Source organism: Roseateles sp. (assembly GCF_052436255.1).
Lineage (GTDB): Bacteria > Pseudomonadota > Gammaproteobacteria > Burkholderiales > Burkholderiaceae_C > Pelomonas.
In genome coordinates this window covers 72,570-86,305 of the sequence record NZ_JBQVNP010000007.1, presented here as the reverse complement: position 1 = coordinate 86,305, position 13,736 = coordinate 72,570, and the positions used below count along the sequence as shown (strand labels likewise).

Genomic DNA, 13,736 nt, shown 5'->3' with positions numbered 1-13,736 from the left:
CAGCGAGGCCACCTTGGGCTCTGCGGCGCAGTCCTGCATGCAGGCCGTGGCCTTCACGTCGAAGGCGGCGGGCTTGCCCAGGCTCTTGCCCGGCCACATGGCGTGCGCCGTCGTGAAGCCATGGCGGTTGGGCATGCGCTTTTGCACATCGGCGATGTTGGCGTCGCTCAGCGTGAAGTCGTCGGGCACGATGCCGCCGAGATTGAGCAGATAGCCGGTCACGGCATAGACCTCGTCGACCTTGAGCGACTTGGGCTCGTTCCAGGGCATGGCGCGGTTGATGTAGTCCCACAGCGTCGAGACGGTGGACACCTTCATCAGCGTGGTGCGGCCCGGGAAGTTGGCGTCGTTCAGCCGGGCGACCCGGCCCGTCTTGATGTCCTCGGCGGTGGTGCCGCCCACCAGGGGCGCGAATACCTCGTTGCTTTCACCGAACACACCGTGGCAGGACGCGCATTTGGCCTCCCACACGCCCTGGCCCTGGCTGACGGAGCCGGCGCCCTTGGGCAGGCCCTTGAAGTCGGGCCGCACGTCGATGTCCCAGGCCTTGACCTCGGCCGGCGTGGCCACGCGGCCAATGCCCGGGTAGGCGGTCTGCGCTGCGGCGGTGCCGATGGCGGCCGACAGGAGCAGCGCAACACCGAGGCGGTCACGCGAGCTGAACATTGCGCACCTCTCCGCTCTCTTCAACCAGCCACGACTGGATGGCGTTGTTGTGATAGATCGAGCGCGTGCCACGCACGGCGCGCAATTGCCGGCTGCTGGGCTGCACATAGCCGGTCTCGTCCATCGCGCGGCTCTGGATGATGGCGGGCTTGCCGTCCCAATGCCAGTCCAGCGTGAAGCGGGTCAGGCACTTGCTCATGACCGGGTCCTGCAGCCGGGCGGTGCGCCAGTTGCGGCCGCCATCCGTTGTCACGTCCACCCGCTTGACCTTGCCGCGGCCGGACCACGCCAGGCCGCTGATCTGGAAGTAACCCTTGTCCAGCAGCACCTGGCCGCCCGAGGGCGTGGTGACGACGCTCTTGCACTCCTGCGTGCTGGTGTACTGGCGGTGCAGACCGCCGGGCATCAGGTCGATGTAGTGGATGGTCTCATCCTTGCTGCCATAGGGCTGGTCGCCCACCTCCAGGCGGCGCAGGTACTTGACCCAGCTGACCCCCTGCACGCCGGGCACGACGAGGCGCAGCGGGTAGCCCTGCTCGGGCCGAAGCATTTCGCCGTTCTGGCCGTAGGCCACCAGGACCTCGCCGCTCTCGACCAGCTCCACCGGCACGGTGCGCGTCATGCTGGAGCCGTCGGCGCCCTCGGCGAGCACATAGCGGGCGCGCTTGTAGTCCACGCCGCAGAGGTCGAACAGCACGCGCAGCGGCACGCCGGTGAACTCGCTGCAGCTCAGCATGCCGTGGGTGTACTGGCAGGTCGGCACGGCCACGTTGCCCCATTCCATGCCGGTGTTGGCGCCGCATTCGATGAAGTGGAAACGGCTGACGCTGGGCAGGCGCATCAGCTCGTCCATCGTGAACACCAGCGGCTTCTTCAGTAGTTTGGTGTCGCTGCCGTTGACCATCAGGCGGTGCTTGGAGGGATCGATGTCCCACCAGCCCTGGTGGTGGCGCTCGAAGTGCAGGCCGTTGGGCGTGACGATGCCGAACAGCGACTGCAGCGGTGCAAAGGACACGGAGGCCTGGGTCGTCTGCGTGAGGCCCGGGCTGGGGCGGCGTTGCACATTGGCCTCATAGCGGGAAGGTTTGCCGTAGCCCTCGGCCGCGACCGGCTGGCCCAGGCCCCGGCTGTGCTCGGGCAGATTCAGGATGTCGGGATCGCCCTCGGGCGCGGATTGAGCTGACGCCGCCACCGCGCCCCCGCCCGCCAGCGCCGCAGCGAAGGCCTGGCGGACGAAGTCACGCCGGCCCTGCCGGGCTTGATCCTGCACGGTGCGGATGGATTCGGCCGACAGGAAGTTCTCGGGCGCCTTGCGCAACGAACCGGCCGGGACGGAATCTCCGCTCATGCCGGCATCTCAGGGGCTGCAACTGGACAAGTTGCGGTGGCGGTCCATGACATGGAACTGGGTCTCCTGTAGCCGGCCTTCAGGCCAGCTGTTATCGAACCGCAGGCGCTAAGTGCCTGGCACCGGCTGCGGCCTATACATCAACAGTTCCTTATATTACAGATCACGGATTCAATGATGCTTGGTAGCTACCCTAGTCCGCACTGTCCTTGCAAAGCTGCCGCTGGATGTGGAGCAACAATTCCAAAGTCGCGAGCGACTCACGTTTGAGCTGCGCGAGTCAGCCGTCAGCTGACGTGCGCGCCGCGGTGAAGAGGCGGCAAGTCCGTTCGCTTATTGATGAGGAAGAAATGAGCAAATCTCACTGGGACAACGTCTACGGCAGCAAAGCCGCGGATGCCGTCAGTTGGTATGCGCCCCACCTGGCCGAGTCGCTGGGATACATCCAGCGCACAGGCGCCGGCAAGGCGGCGTCCATCATCGACGTGGGCGGCGGCGAGTCGACGCTGGTCGACGACCTCCTCGATGCCGGCTACACCGGGGTCACCGTGCTTGATATCTCGGAGAAGGCGCTTGATGTATGTCGCCGCCGGCTTGCAGAGCGGGCCTCGCAGGTCGAGTGGCTGGTGGCCGACATCCTGCAGCACCGCTTCGCCCGGCATTCGCTGGATGTTTGGCACGACCGCGCCGTCTTCCACTTTCTCACCGACGCGGCGCAACGCCAAGCCTATGTGCAGCAGGTGACACACGTGCTGAAGCCGGGCGGCTTCGCCATCGTCGGCACTTTCGGCCCCGAGGGCCCGACTCAATGTAGCGGGCTTGATGTAGCTCGCTACTCGCCGGACGGGCTGCACGGTGAGTTTGGCGAGAGATTCCGGCTGCTGGACCATGGCATCTCCATCCATCGCACGCCCTGGGATACCGCCCAGCAGTTCGTCTACTGCTATTGCCGGCTGGAGCAATGAAACGCGTCGGCAGCGGCCGACGGTAGGCGCAATGCGTCAGGTCCGGCAACGCTTCTATCCGCAGCAACCTGCTGAGCGCACGCTCCAGGTCTCGCCTGCTGGCATGGCCAAATCCTCCAGGATGGTGCAGTCCACGGCCGGACCGCCCGAGCAGGCGGTGTTGCAACTGCAGACGAACGCATTCAGGCCGACTTCCAGCGCCTTGAGTTCTTCAAGCTTTTGCCGCACCTGTGCAAGATGCGCGACTGCGATGTCACGCACTTCGGCGCAGGGGCGGTCCGGCTCGTCGACCAGCCCGACCAGTTCGCGCACCTGCTCGATAGAGAAGCCGAAGTCCCGGCAGCGTCGGATGAAGACCAGGCGTCGGATGGTGGCCTCGTCATAGCTGCGTTGGCCGGCCTCGGTTCTCGCGGCTGGCGGCAGGAGGCCAATGTCCTCGTAGTACCGAACCGTGGGCACCGTCGCACCAGTACGGCGGGCAACGAGCCCGATGGAGAGTCTTGCGCTCATGCCACCATCCTAGCCACTCACCTGCATGCGCCTTGCGAGCAGCCGCACGCCTTCGCGGCAGTCGGCTGGGGTAGGAACTGGTCGAACAGCCACCGCGCATCAGCACCAGCGTCAACAGCGGCCTCAATGGTCAGCTCCATGGCACCCGGCGCGTCGTGAAGGTCGAATCGAAGGGAGCTGCAGCATTGCCGTTCACCGGCGACGATGCGCTCCAGCTCTGCCCGGGCTGCGCGCGAATAGGTCAGGTGCAACGTCCTGCCGTCCAGCCGGTGCCCCATCAGGCTCTGCGCTGTGACTAGCCGAATCCAGGCCAGCCGCTCTGGCAGCTCCGCAGAGGACAGGGTGCAGGCGATGGGCACATCAGCTGCGACTTGCATTGCAGCTCCCTTCGCAGCCAACGGTCGGCTGAACTTGACCGCGAGCACGGCGTCTCCGCCAGACTACGCCGCCTGCCGCTGCGGCTAACGCCAGCAGGCCTCCAGCGAAGGGCGCCAAGTCGTCTGCACAAGCCAGCAATGCTGAGCCGGCGGCTGCGAGCGTCATTGTGCCTATCGTCAGCGCTGCAGCCCCTCCCAGAAGAGGGACTGCGCAACACACGGCGCATGCCGCTCCCACGCCTAGAACAGCCTTCCAAGGTCTCATATCCGTCTCCGATGCTTGAGCACAACGCCCACATTGCAACGGTAGGACCTCAAGTAGCTTGAGGGTCAAGAGGCCCGACCACAATTCAGCGATGGAACCTTTGAAGACCCTGGCGCTGTTCGTTGTGACCGCAGTCGCGGAAATCGTCGGCTGCTACCTGCCGTACCTGTGGCTCAAGCAAGGCAAGACCATCTGGCTGCTCATCCCGGCGGCTGCCAGCCTTGCGCTGTTTGCATGGCTGCTCTCGCTCCATCCGACCGCTTCAGGGCGCGTCTACGCCGCCTACGGTGGCGTGTACATCGGCGTGGCCGTGGTGTGGCTAATGCTCGTCGACAACGTTCGGCCCTCGACGTCCGATTGGGTGGGGGTTGCGGTCAGCTTGGCGGGGATGGCCATCATCATGTTTGGACCACGCAGCACGTGACCGCTACGGCGGCTCGCAATGCGAACAGCGCAGGGTAAGGAGGTTCCTCCAGACGCTTAAGTCGCGGCAGCGCCGGATGAAGCTTAGGCGGCGAACGGCGACTTCCGTAGACGTGCCGCCCTGCATCCGTACGCGGTCCGGGAGGCAGCAGGCCGATCTCCTCGTAGTAGCGGATGGTCGGTACCGAACATCCGGCTTGCCGCGCGCCCAACGCCAATCGAGCGGCGTCAGTAGTGTGGGCGGATTGTTCATGCGCCCAGCTTAGCGGCTGAAGCCGCAGCCCCTGCCCGGCCGGCAGCAGTTGGACACGATCGCGACGGATCAGCGCGCTGGATCGCAACCTGCCGCCGTGCAACTTGCGGCACAAACACACGTCGATGTGCGAAGTGCTCGTCGGCGCGCTTCCACCAGTAAACGCTGAAGGCTGCGCCGGCAAGCAGGACGAGGGCGCTACCAAAGGGCAGCAACTCATCTGCGCGGGCGACTAGAACGGCGCCCAATGCGGCGAGTCCCGCCGATAGGCGCCGAGCCATCGATCTCGAGGAACCTCACTTCGCCGTGTCGGCCCAGCGGTTCCTCACCACGTAGAGCGTGGCGAATCGGGATTGGCCTCAAAGCGTTTGGCGTCCGCCTCGGCGGCATCGCCCGGTATGGGGGTCGTCGTAAAGGTGAGCCAGAACCTCTTGATCTCACTCACGCGATAGCAATATGTGCCATCAGGCTCTGCAGAACGTGGCGATGTACCAGCGCAGGCGATGAGCAGCAGTGCCGACAACCCAGCTACAGACCGAGTGAAGATATTGATCTCCTTCATGCGTCACACCCTGGGCCAGCGCTGGTGCTCGTCGTCGATGACGTAGGCATGCGAGTGCCGTTTTCCTGAATCGACGGCGGGACTGCCAAGGTGCTCGTGAACTGCAGGCAGATCCTCATGGGTATGTGCAAGCTCGGCTGGGTCGTCCTGTGGCCACAGGCGCATGCTGAGCAGAGTGGTCAACCCCGCCAGCACGGCCAGGGCTAGGAAGCTGGCGTCGAGCCCGGCGCGCGCGCCCAGCCACCCGGCGACTGGGTAGGTGATGAGCCAGCAGGCGTGCGACAGCGCAAACTGCGCGGCGAAGAGGGCCGGCCGGTCTTGCTCGCTCGCTGAGCGTCGTAGCAGCCGGCCCGAGGGCGTCTGCGCCATCGAGTAGCCCACACCGAGGAGCAGCCACAGGGCCACCAGCGTCTCGTAGCGCCGCGCCGCGAGCGGGCCGAGGAAGAGGCCGGCCGTCAGCAGGGCCGCGCCAAACAGCATCACGCGGCGGTCAGGCAGCCGCTCGAGCAGCTTTGGCAAACCCAGGGCCACCAGCATCGAGCCCGCGCCGAAAGCCGCCAGCGCACCAGCCGTGAATCGCTGGCTCAACTGCAATTGGCTCTGCACCAGCACGACGGTGTTGACGATGACCATGGCGCTGGCCGAGGCGATGGCCAGGTTCAGCGCCAACAGGCCGCGCAGCCGCGGCGTGGCCAGGTACAGGCGGCTGCCGCGCGTCGTGCGCTCGTAGACGGTGCGGCGCGGCGGCGGCTTTGCCTTGGGCAGCACGGCCGACACGACCAGCAGCGCCGAGGCGATGAATCCCACTACCGTACCGAGGAACAAGCTTTGGAAGCTCACCACAGTGAGCAGCGCGGCCGCGAGCGCCGGGCTGGCAAGGCTCTCCAGGTCATAGGCAAGGCGTGACAGCGACAAAGCCTTGGTGTAGTCCGCCTCCTTGGGCAGCACGTCGGGGATGGTGGCCTGGAAGGTGGGCGTGAAGCCGGCCGAGGCCGACTGCAGTAGGAAGATCAGCACATAGATCTGCCAGATCTCAGTGACGAAGGGCAAAGCCACGGCCACGGCCGCACGGACGAGGTCGAGCGCGACGAGCAGCGTGCGCCGTGGCAGCCGCTCGGCGAACGCGGAGGCGACTGGCGCGACGCCGATGTAGGCCAGCATCTTGATGGCCAGCGCCGTGCCAAGCACCGCGCCGGCATCCGCGCCCGCCAGGTCGAAAGCCAGCAGGCCCAGAGCGACCGTGGCCAGCCCGGTGCCGACCAGGGCAATGACCTGAGCGAAGAAGAGATGGCGGTAGGTGCGGTTGGCGAGGACGTCGAGCATGGCGGGTTTCTACAGAGGATGAAGCGGCACCGGCAGCCCGGGTGCCTGATTACTTGCCAGTGAAGTTCGCGGCGATGAAATTGCCCTGCAGTGTGAAGAACATGTAGAGCGACTCCTTGGCTTTGTCCGCTGCGGCGGGGTCTTTGAAGGTCACCTTCCACTCCTTGCCCTTCTGGCCGTCGACTTGCTCAAGCGCCGCGGGCTTGATGCCCTGCCAAGCCTTGTCAAGCTTGCCACTCGCGATGAGTTGCTGCTGACGCTTGGCGGCGCAGTTGGACACCGTCTCCTGCTTGGCCGGCGCGCTGCCGTGGAAGTGGCAATCGCCATCGCCGCCGGCGAAGGTCGACGCGGACACGGACAGCGCGCCAGCGGCGACGAGAGAGATAAACAGTGGCTTCATAAAAACTCCTGGTGCAAGGGTGGGGAACTCAAAGGTTGTCGCGCCCGGTGCGCGTGCTGTCGTCGACGTCCATGTCTTCATGGGCGTGCTGGTGCTCCTTGGCGGGGAAGCGGAAGCCCTCGGCCTCGACGTCATGCTGGTAGCCGTGCAGTTGCATCAACAGCAACAGGCCGCCGACGGTCATCAGCGCGTTATTGGCCAGCACGCTGAAACGCGCGAACGAGGCGCGGCTGCGCCACAGCGACAGCAGCGCCACCATGACGACGAGCGCGGCGATCTGCCCGACCTCCACGCCAACGTTGAAGCTCAGAATGCGCAGCGGGATGCCGGTGCTGTCATCACCCAGCGGCAGTTGCTGGAGCCGCGTGGACAGGCCGAAGCCATGCAGCAGACCGAAGCCGAACACAACGCCCAGCAGGTTGGGCGAGGCGCGGCCGAAGTGCTTCTGGAAGCCGCCGTTGTTGTCGAAGCCCTTGTAGATGACGCTGATTGCGATCAAAGCGTCGACGAGCCAGAAGTTCCAGGTGATTTTCAGGAAGGTCGCAAAAATCAGCGTGATGCAGTGGCCCAGCGTGAATGCGGTGACGAACTTCGCAATGTCGCCAAACCGCGTCAGGAAGAACACCACGCCGAACAGGAACAGCAGATGGTCGTAGCCCGTCAGCATGTGGCTGGCGCCCAGGCCGATGTACTGCAGGTACCCGCCGTCGAGCATGCGTTGCTTGTCGGCGTCCGAGATGCCGTGGGCCCAGGAAACGATTGGCAGCAGCAGCGCCGCCGCTGCAAGAAGTCGTTTGAATATGGATGCTTTCATCGGGATCAATCCTCGGCAAGGTCCCATATCAGGTGAGCGTCGATCAGCAGGCGCATCTCCCAGCGCACTGCCTCGCCCTGTGCCTGCAAGGCGGCGCGGGCCGTGTCGCTGGCCTGTCGGCGCGCCAGTAGCAAGGACTGCAGGTCGGCCTCTCCGAGGCTGTAGGCACGCTGCATCAGCCGCGCGCTCTCGCCGGTCAGGCGTGCCGTCTCACTGGCAATGCGCCAGCGCTCCAGGCTGCCGGTGGCGTCGGCGTAGGTCTGCGCGGCCTCCAGTTCGATTTCGCGTCGCACCTGGTCTCGCGCGGCCTGAAGCGCTTCAGCCTCCTTGGCTGCTTGCAATGCACGTTCGGAGCGGTAGGCGCCCGGCAGCGGGATGCTCAGGCTCAGGCCCAACACGCGCTCGTTGCGCAGCGCCTCGTTGGCCGTGTAGATGCCCACCGTCGGATCCGGCACTCGGTCGGCGCGCGCGCGTGCTGCGCTCACGCCGGCCCAGCGCCATTCCCTCTCGGCGGACCTGACGGGGTCAGCCTCTTGCAGCACGTGCTCGCGCCAGCGAGGTTCGGGCCAGATTGGCTCCTGCGGCGTCGGCAGCACCACGCCATCCGGCACGACTGCCGCGAAGCGCACGCGCAGGGCTGCCTCGGCCTTGGTCACCTCGGTGCCGGCCATGCTGACCTCGCGCGAGATCTCGCCAATCTCGGCCTGCGCAATGTTGGTGTCCAGCATCGAAGCGTCGCCAGCGCGCTGGCGCTTGCGAACAACGTCCAGGTTGTTTTGCGCGATGACCAGCTGTTCGCGCAGCAGCACCTGCTGGCGCCGCGCGGCGATGGTGGCCGTCCAGGCGTCTGACAAGGCGCGCGCCGCCTCGTGCCGGGCCTCGCCGACGCGCGCACGGCCGATCTCCACCTGCAGGTCGCGCAGCTGCCGGTCCATGCCAGCCTTGCCGTTGACGCGAATGGCGCGCTCCAGTTGCGCTGTCCATTCGTTGGAGCGCGCGCCGCTGTCCTGGTAATTGCGGCGCTGAGCTTGCAGGCGCGCTGTCCACTCGTTCGCCGACGCCGCTGTAGCTGCGCCGCCGTGGTTCGCCGCCTCGGCAGCGCGACGAGCGCGCGTGACCGTGGGATCGGCTTCGATCCAGGCGTTGGCCTGAGCAGTGCTGGGCAGGAAGGCCGGCGTCGGCAGGTCCTGCGCCTGCGCGACGGGCACCGCCAGCGCGCCGAGCAGCAAGGCCCGACTAAGGAGCCGCTTCATTGGAATTCTCCTTGTCTGATCACGGGCGTGATCCAGTAGCGCACACCGGTGCGCGTGAGGTCGAGCTGCAGTTGCACCAGCAGCTCATCAAGTCGATCGGCAGCGATAAGCACCTGCACCAAGGTCGCGCTGCCGCGGCCGCTTACCTGCTCTTCGGTACTCAGCACGCCTTGTGCGAAGCCGTGCGCCGAAGTCGGTGTGCTGGTGAAGATGCCGGCCACACCGCTGGCGAGCAGCGCATCCACTGCGCGTTCGGCGGTGACAGTGGGACATAACAGGTTCAGGCAAAGCTCAGACATGGGACACCTCCGGCGCCGCAACGATGGCTGTCAAACGCGGTTGCCCAAACCGCAGGTACAGCAGCGGCAGCAGCACGAGGGTCAGCGCCGTTGCGGTAATGAGGCCACCGATAACAACGATGGCCAGTGGCCGCTGGATCTCCGAACCCGGCCCGGTTGCGAACAGCAGGGGGATCAGGCCGAAGGCGGTGATGGCGGCCGTCATGAGCACCGGCCGCAGTCGGCGTCGGGCGCCTTGAATGACGCTGTCCATTGGACTCAGGCCCTCGGCACTCAACTGGTTGAAGTAGCTGACCAGCACGACGCCGTTCAGCACCGCGATGCCCAACAGCGCAATGAAGCCGACCGATGCCGGTACCGACAGGTATTCCCCGGTGATCCACAACCCGACGATGCCGCCTACCAATGCGAACGGGATGTTGCTGAGCACCAGTAGCGCCTGGCGTACCGAGCCGAAGGTGGAGAACAGGATCATGAAGATGATGCCCAGTGCCAGCGGCACCACCAGCCCTAAGCGGGCTGCCGCGCGCTGCTGGTTCTCGAACTGCCCTCCCCAACTGATGCGATAGCCAGTGGGCAGCTGGACGCCAGACATGACCTTCTGTTTGGCCTCTTCGACGAAGCCCACCAGGTCGCGCCCGACAACATTGGCGATGACGACGCTGTATCGGCTACCCAGCTCGCGGTTGATCTGCACCGGCCCGGTGTCGCGTTGCAGCGTTGCGATGGACTCCAGCGGCACGAAGCGGGCATCCGGCGTGGCCAGCCGCAGGGCGGCAAACTCGGCCGGCGACAGGCGCATGCGCTCAGGCCCCCGCAGCACGATGGGAATGCGACGCGCGCCGTCGATGACGGTGCCGGCCCGCTGACCCTCGATCTGCACACGCAGCGCGTCCTGCACCTCCTCCACCGACAGCCCGTGGTTGCCCGCAGCCAGCCGATCAACGACGACGCGCAGGTATTGCACCCCGTCGTTCTCTACGGTGTAGACGTCCTGGTTACCCGGCACCGTCTTCATCACCGTCTCGATCTTGCCGGCCAGCTGGTTGAGGGTGTCCAGGTCCGGCCCAAAAACCTTGATGGCCAGGTCGCCGCGCACGCCGATGATCATCTCGGACACGCGCATGTCGATGGGCTGGGTGAAGCTGTACTTGATGCCGGGCATCTGGTCCAGAACGCTGCGGATCTTGGCGATCAGCGCGTCTTTGTCAGCCAGCTGCCACTCGTCGCGCGGCTTGAGCACGAGGAAGGTGTCTGTCTGGTTCAACCCCATCGGGTCCAGGCCGATCTCATCCGAGCCCGCACGCGCGACGACCCCGGTGATCTCAGGAATGTTCTTCATCAGCGCCTGGTGGATTTTCAAGTCCAGCGCGGCTGACTGCTCCAGGCTGACCGATGGCAGCTTCTCGATGCCGACGATAAGGTCGCCTTCATCCATGGTCGGCAGAAAGGTCTTGCCCACGCGCAGGTAGACGAGCGCGGCCACGGCCAGCATCACGGCGGCCAGCACATACACCAGCTTCTCGCGCTTCAACGCGCCAGCCAGCAGCGGCTCGTACACGCGCAATATCTTGCGCACCAGCCACGGGTCCTCGTGCGAGACCTGCTTGATCAGGAAGGACGCGACGACCGGGATGACCGTCAGCGACAGCACCAGCGAGCTCACCAGCGCGAAAACGATGGTCATCGCCACCGGGACGAAGTACTTGCCCTCCAGGTCCTGCAAGGTCAACAACGGCAGGAACACGGTGACGATGATGAGCACGCCCGCTGTCACGGGCGTGGCCACCTCACGCACGGCGCGCAGCACGACGTGAAGACGCGGCAGCTTGCCAGCCGTTCGGTCATGCCCCAAGTGCTGCACGACGTTCTCGACCACGACAACTGCTGCGTCCACCAGCATGCCTAAGGCGATGGCCAGACCGCCCAGACTCATAAGATTGGCCGACATGCCGGCCACCCGCATTGCAATGAAAGTGCCCAACGCCGCCAACGGCAGCACCAGCGCCACGGTTACCGCCGCACGCAGGTTGCCAAGGAAGGCGCCGAGCAGGATCAGCACCAACACGGTAGCTTCCATCAGCGCCTTCGACACGGTACCCACGGCTTTCTCTACGAGCTGCGCGCGGTCATAGAACGCCTTGACCTGCACGCCCTTGGGCAGCGTGGGCTGCAGTTCGGCCAGCTTGAGCTTGACGCCTTCCACCACCTTCTGCGCATTCGCGCCCGCCAGGCCCAGCACCAGCCCTTCCACGGCCTCGGCCTGGCCGTCCTTGGTGACCACGCCGTAGCGCGTGACGCTGCCGAGCTTCACCTCAGCCACATCACCGAGGCGTACCGGCACGCCATCCTTGCGGGTGACGACGATGGCGCGCAGATCGTCCATCGTCTTGAGGCTGCCCTCGGTGCGCACCAGCAGCACCTCGTCCCCCTGGCCGAGCCGGCCGGCGCCGTCGTTGCGGTTGTTCTGCTCGATGGCCGTGCGCAGGGCAGCGGTAGACAGTCCCATCATGCCCAGCCGCGCCAGGTCGGGTACCACTTCGAAGCTGCTGACCTTGCCGCCCAACGCGTTCACGTCGGCCACGCCGGGCACCGTGCGCAGGGCCGGGCGGATCACCCAGTCCAACAAGGCGCGCCGCTCCTCCAACGACAGGGCCGGTGCCTCGATCGTGAATTGGTACATCTCACCCAGCGGCGTGGTGATCGGCGCCATGCCACCGGACAGGCCAGTCGGCAGGTCAGCCTGGATGTTGCCCAGCCGCTCCGAGACCTGCTGACGGGCCCAGTACAGGTCGGTGCCGTCCTCAAAGTCGATGGTCACGTCGGTGATGCCGTACTTCGACACCGAGCGCAACATCCTCTGACGCGGGATGCCAAGCATCTCAACCTCGATGGGTGCTGCGATGCGGTTCTCCACTTCTTCGGGCGTCATGCCCGGCGCCTTCAGGATGATCTTGACCTGGGTGCTGGAGACGTCCGGAAAGGCGTCGATGGGCAGGTTGCGGAAGGCGTACCAGCCGAAGCCCGCCAGGAGCGCGGCACCCAAGAGCACGAAGATGCGCTGGGACAGCGCGAACTGCACGATTCGCGTCAGCATCACTCACCCCCGCCCTTGCCCAACCAGGCGGACTTCAGTGCGATGACCGAGCTCACGGCCACCTCCTGGCCGCTTTGCAACGCACCACGCACCTGAACCGCCTGTCCGGCACTGGACAGCACGGTCACCGGCGTGGCGACGAAGCCCTTGGCGCTGCGCACGAAGACGTAGGCCTTGTCATCTTGGTAGGTGACTGCCGCGAGCGGCAGGCTCCAGCCGGCGCCTGCCGCGAACGGCACGCGCGCCTGCACGACCTCGCCCGGGCGCAGTTGGTCAGCGCCGCGCATCACACGAGCGCGCAGCGTCTGTGTCTGCGCATCGCCGACCAGCGCGCCTACCGACAGGGCCACCGCCGTCACCTCGCGGCCGACCACCGTGATCTCGCCACCGCGCGGCACCGTCACGCCCGGCGCCACCTGCACCTCCAGCCACAGCTCGCGCAGGTTGGCGATGCGCAGCAGCGGGTCGGCCTCCTTCACGCGCTGGCCGAGCTTGGCGTCTAGTGAAACGACAAGGCCATCGCTGCGGGCGCGCACGGTCAGCGTGTCATCGAGCTTGCCGCTGGCCGCTGCGCGGCGGACAGCAGCGACATCGGCGCCAGCGAGGCGGAGCGCAGCCTGTGCCTGGCGCACGGCGGCATCGGAACCCGACTGGGCCGCCTGTGCCTCCTGCACACGGCGCTCGGGAATGATGCCTTCGGCGAACAGCTGCTTCTCTCTGTCCGAGGCCTGACGTGCCAGCTTGGCACGCGAATCGGCCTCCATCAATTTGAGCTGCAGTTCGCCGTACGCGGGGCTGGCCATGCGCAGCAGCGGCTGGCCAGTCTTGACGACGTCCTGCGGGTTGACGAGCAGCCGGTCGATGACGCCGTCCACTGGCGCGCTGACCATGACGTCCTGGTTGGGCGGCAGCACGACGCGCGCGGGTGAGGCCAGGCCAGCGATTGCCGCGGGTTGGTCCAGCTTGCGCACGGTGACGTCTAAGGCCTGCATCTGCGCAGGCGAAACGGCAAACTCGGCAGTGGGTGCCGCAGCCAGCGCGGCCAGCGGCTGGCCAGCGCTCAGGGCTGCGCCAGCGAGGACAGACGCGAGAACGCGTGCCCGAGGGATTCGAAACATGAGGGAACTCCACAGCGGCCGCCAAGTGCTGGCGGCGTAGAAACCGATACCGCGCGGGGCGGC

The 13,736-nt window shown here is 66.1% G+C and carries 15 protein-coding genes; 2 read left to right on the top strand and 13 right to left on the bottom strand.

Annotation, left to right across the window (positions count from 1 at the left end; all coding sequences use genetic code 11):
- Together ACT6S0_RS03465 and soxC are read right to left on the bottom strand one after the other, a co-directional pair.
- On the bottom strand, window positions 1-666 hold a 666-nt coding region (locus ACT6S0_RS03465; protein WP_444762520.1), incomplete at its 3' end, for a c-type cytochrome.
- Window positions 650-2,014 carry a sulfite dehydrogenase gene (gene soxC / locus ACT6S0_RS03460; RefSeq protein WP_444762519.1) on the bottom strand — a complete coding sequence of 455 codons (1,365 nt, stop codon included), beginning with the start codon at window positions 2,012-2,014 and terminating at the stop codon, window positions 650-652. The genes ACT6S0_RS03465 and soxC, both read right to left, overlap by 17 nt.
- A gap of 350 nt (window positions 2,015-2,364) precedes the next feature.
- On the opposite strand from soxC, the gene ACT6S0_RS03455 reads away from it, so the two are divergent.
- Window positions 2,365-2,979 carry a class I SAM-dependent methyltransferase gene (locus tag ACT6S0_RS03455; RefSeq protein ID WP_444762518.1) on the top strand — a complete coding sequence of 205 codons (615 nt, stop codon included), beginning with the start codon at window positions 2,365-2,367 and terminating at the stop codon, window positions 2,977-2,979.
- Window positions 2,980-3,033: 54 nt separating this feature from the next.
- Here the strand turns inward: ACT6S0_RS03455 and ACT6S0_RS03450 are convergent, their stop codons facing one another.
- Window positions 3,034-3,489, bottom strand: coding sequence for a MerR family transcriptional regulator (locus tag ACT6S0_RS03450; protein ID WP_444762517.1), 456 nt, complete (start codon window positions 3,487-3,489; stop codon window positions 3,034-3,036).
- Window positions 3,490-3,506: 17 nt separating this feature from the next.
- Window positions 3,507-3,914: a hypothetical protein gene (locus tag ACT6S0_RS03445; RefSeq protein WP_444762516.1), complete on the bottom strand. Its 408-nt coding sequence runs from the start codon at window positions 3,912-3,914 to the stop codon at window positions 3,507-3,509.
- Between the two features lie 308 nt (window positions 3,915-4,222).
- On the opposite strand from ACT6S0_RS03445, the gene ACT6S0_RS03440 reads away from it, so the two are divergent.
- The gene (locus ACT6S0_RS03440) at window positions 4,223-4,555 is read left to right on the top strand and encodes a YnfA family protein (protein ID WP_444762515.1); all 333 of its coding nucleotides are present in this window, start codon (window positions 4,223-4,225) and stop codon (window positions 4,553-4,555) included.
- Here the strand turns inward: ACT6S0_RS03440 and ACT6S0_RS03435 are convergent.
- From ACT6S0_RS03435 to ACT6S0_RS03395, 9 genes are all read right to left on the bottom strand, one after another.
- Window positions 4,530-5,027, bottom strand: a complete 498-nt coding sequence (locus tag ACT6S0_RS03435; protein WP_444762514.1) for a MerR family DNA-binding transcriptional regulator — start codon at window positions 5,025-5,027, stop codon at window positions 4,530-4,532. The genes ACT6S0_RS03440 and ACT6S0_RS03435 overlap by 26 nt on opposite strands.
- Before the next feature lie 105 nt (window positions 5,028-5,132).
- Window positions 5,133-5,369, bottom strand: a complete 237-nt coding sequence (locus tag ACT6S0_RS03430) for a hypothetical protein (protein ID WP_444762513.1) — start codon at window positions 5,367-5,369, stop codon at window positions 5,133-5,135.
- A gap of 3 nt (window positions 5,370-5,372) precedes the next feature.
- Window positions 5,373-6,692, bottom strand: a complete 1,320-nt coding sequence (locus ACT6S0_RS03425; RefSeq protein WP_444762512.1) for an MFS transporter — start codon at window positions 6,690-6,692, stop codon at window positions 5,373-5,375.
- A gap of 49 nt (window positions 6,693-6,741) precedes the next feature.
- Window positions 6,742-7,092 carry a DUF6488 family protein gene (locus ACT6S0_RS03420; RefSeq protein ID WP_444762511.1) on the bottom strand — a complete coding sequence of 117 codons (351 nt, stop codon included), beginning with the start codon at window positions 7,090-7,092 and terminating at the stop codon, window positions 6,742-6,744.
- A 28-nt stretch (window positions 7,093-7,120) separates the two neighbouring features.
- Entirely contained in the window at window positions 7,121-7,906 is a 786-nt protein-coding gene (locus tag ACT6S0_RS03415) for a HupE/UreJ family protein (RefSeq protein ID WP_444762510.1), read from the bottom strand.
- 5 nt (window positions 7,907-7,911) lie between these two features.
- The gene (locus ACT6S0_RS03410) at window positions 7,912-9,159 is read right to left on the bottom strand and encodes a TolC family protein (protein WP_444762509.1); all 1,248 of its coding nucleotides are present in this window, start codon (window positions 9,157-9,159) and stop codon (window positions 7,912-7,914) included.
- Window positions 9,156-9,458: a DUF3240 family protein gene (locus ACT6S0_RS03405; RefSeq protein WP_444762508.1), complete on the bottom strand. Its 303-nt coding sequence runs from the start codon at window positions 9,456-9,458 to the stop codon at window positions 9,156-9,158. Before ACT6S0_RS03405 ends, ACT6S0_RS03410 begins: the two co-directional genes overlap by 4 nt.
- The gene (locus ACT6S0_RS03400; RefSeq protein ID WP_444762507.1) at window positions 9,451-12,555 is read right to left on the bottom strand and encodes an efflux RND transporter permease subunit; all 3,105 of its coding nucleotides are present in this window, start codon (window positions 12,553-12,555) and stop codon (window positions 9,451-9,453) included. The genes ACT6S0_RS03405 and ACT6S0_RS03400 overlap by 8 nt, the downstream gene beginning before the upstream one ends.
- Entirely contained in the window at window positions 12,555-13,673 is a 1,119-nt protein-coding gene (locus ACT6S0_RS03395; protein WP_444762506.1) for an efflux RND transporter periplasmic adaptor subunit, read from the bottom strand. The genes ACT6S0_RS03400 and ACT6S0_RS03395 overlap by 1 nt, the downstream gene beginning before the upstream one ends.
- Between the last annotated feature and the right edge of the window lie 63 nt (window positions 13,674-13,736).

Bases quoted from the DNA above. Each gene is read 5' to 3' on its own strand.
- ACT6S0_RS03395 (WP_444762506.1), bottom strand. From the start codon at position 13,673: ATGTTTCGAATCCCTCGGGCACGCGTTCTCGCGTCTGTCCTCGCTGGC.
- ACT6S0_RS03435 (WP_444762514.1), bottom strand. From the start codon at position 5,027: ATGAGTTGCTGCCCTTTGGTAGCGCCCTCGTCCTGCTTGCCGGCGCAG.
- ACT6S0_RS03455 (WP_444762518.1), top strand. From the start codon at position 2,365: ATGAGCAAATCTCACTGGGACAACGTCTACGGCAGCAAAGCCGCGGAT.
- ACT6S0_RS03410 (WP_444762509.1), bottom strand. From the start codon at position 9,159: ATGAAGCGGCTCCTTAGTCGGGCCTTGCTGCTCGGCGCGCTGGCGGTG.
- ACT6S0_RS03420 (WP_444762511.1), bottom strand. From the start codon at position 7,092: ATGAAGCCACTGTTTATCTCTCTCGTCGCCGCTGGCGCGCTGTCCGTG.
- ACT6S0_RS03405 (WP_444762508.1), bottom strand. From the start codon at position 9,458: ATGTCTGAGCTTTGCCTGAACCTGTTATGTCCCACTGTCACCGCCGAA.
- ACT6S0_RS03440 (WP_444762515.1), top strand. From the start codon at position 4,223: ATGGAACCTTTGAAGACCCTGGCGCTGTTCGTTGTGACCGCAGTCGCG.
- ACT6S0_RS03400 (WP_444762507.1), bottom strand. From the start codon at position 12,555: ATGCTGACGCGAATCGTGCAGTTCGCGCTGTCCCAGCGCATCTTCGTG.
- ACT6S0_RS03415 (WP_444762510.1), bottom strand. From the start codon at position 7,906: ATGAAAGCATCCATATTCAAACGACTTCTTGCAGCGGCGGCGCTGCTG.
- soxC (WP_444762519.1), bottom strand. From the start codon at position 2,014: ATGAGCGGAGATTCCGTCCCGGCCGGTTCGTTGCGCAAGGCGCCCGAG.
- ACT6S0_RS03430 (WP_444762513.1), bottom strand. From the start codon at position 5,369: ATGAAGGAGATCAATATCTTCACTCGGTCTGTAGCTGGGTTGTCGGCA.
- ACT6S0_RS03450 (WP_444762517.1), bottom strand. From the start codon at position 3,489: ATGAGCGCAAGACTCTCCATCGGGCTCGTTGCCCGCCGTACTGGTGCG.
- ACT6S0_RS03425 (WP_444762512.1), bottom strand. From the start codon at position 6,692: ATGCTCGACGTCCTCGCCAACCGCACCTACCGCCATCTCTTCTTCGCT.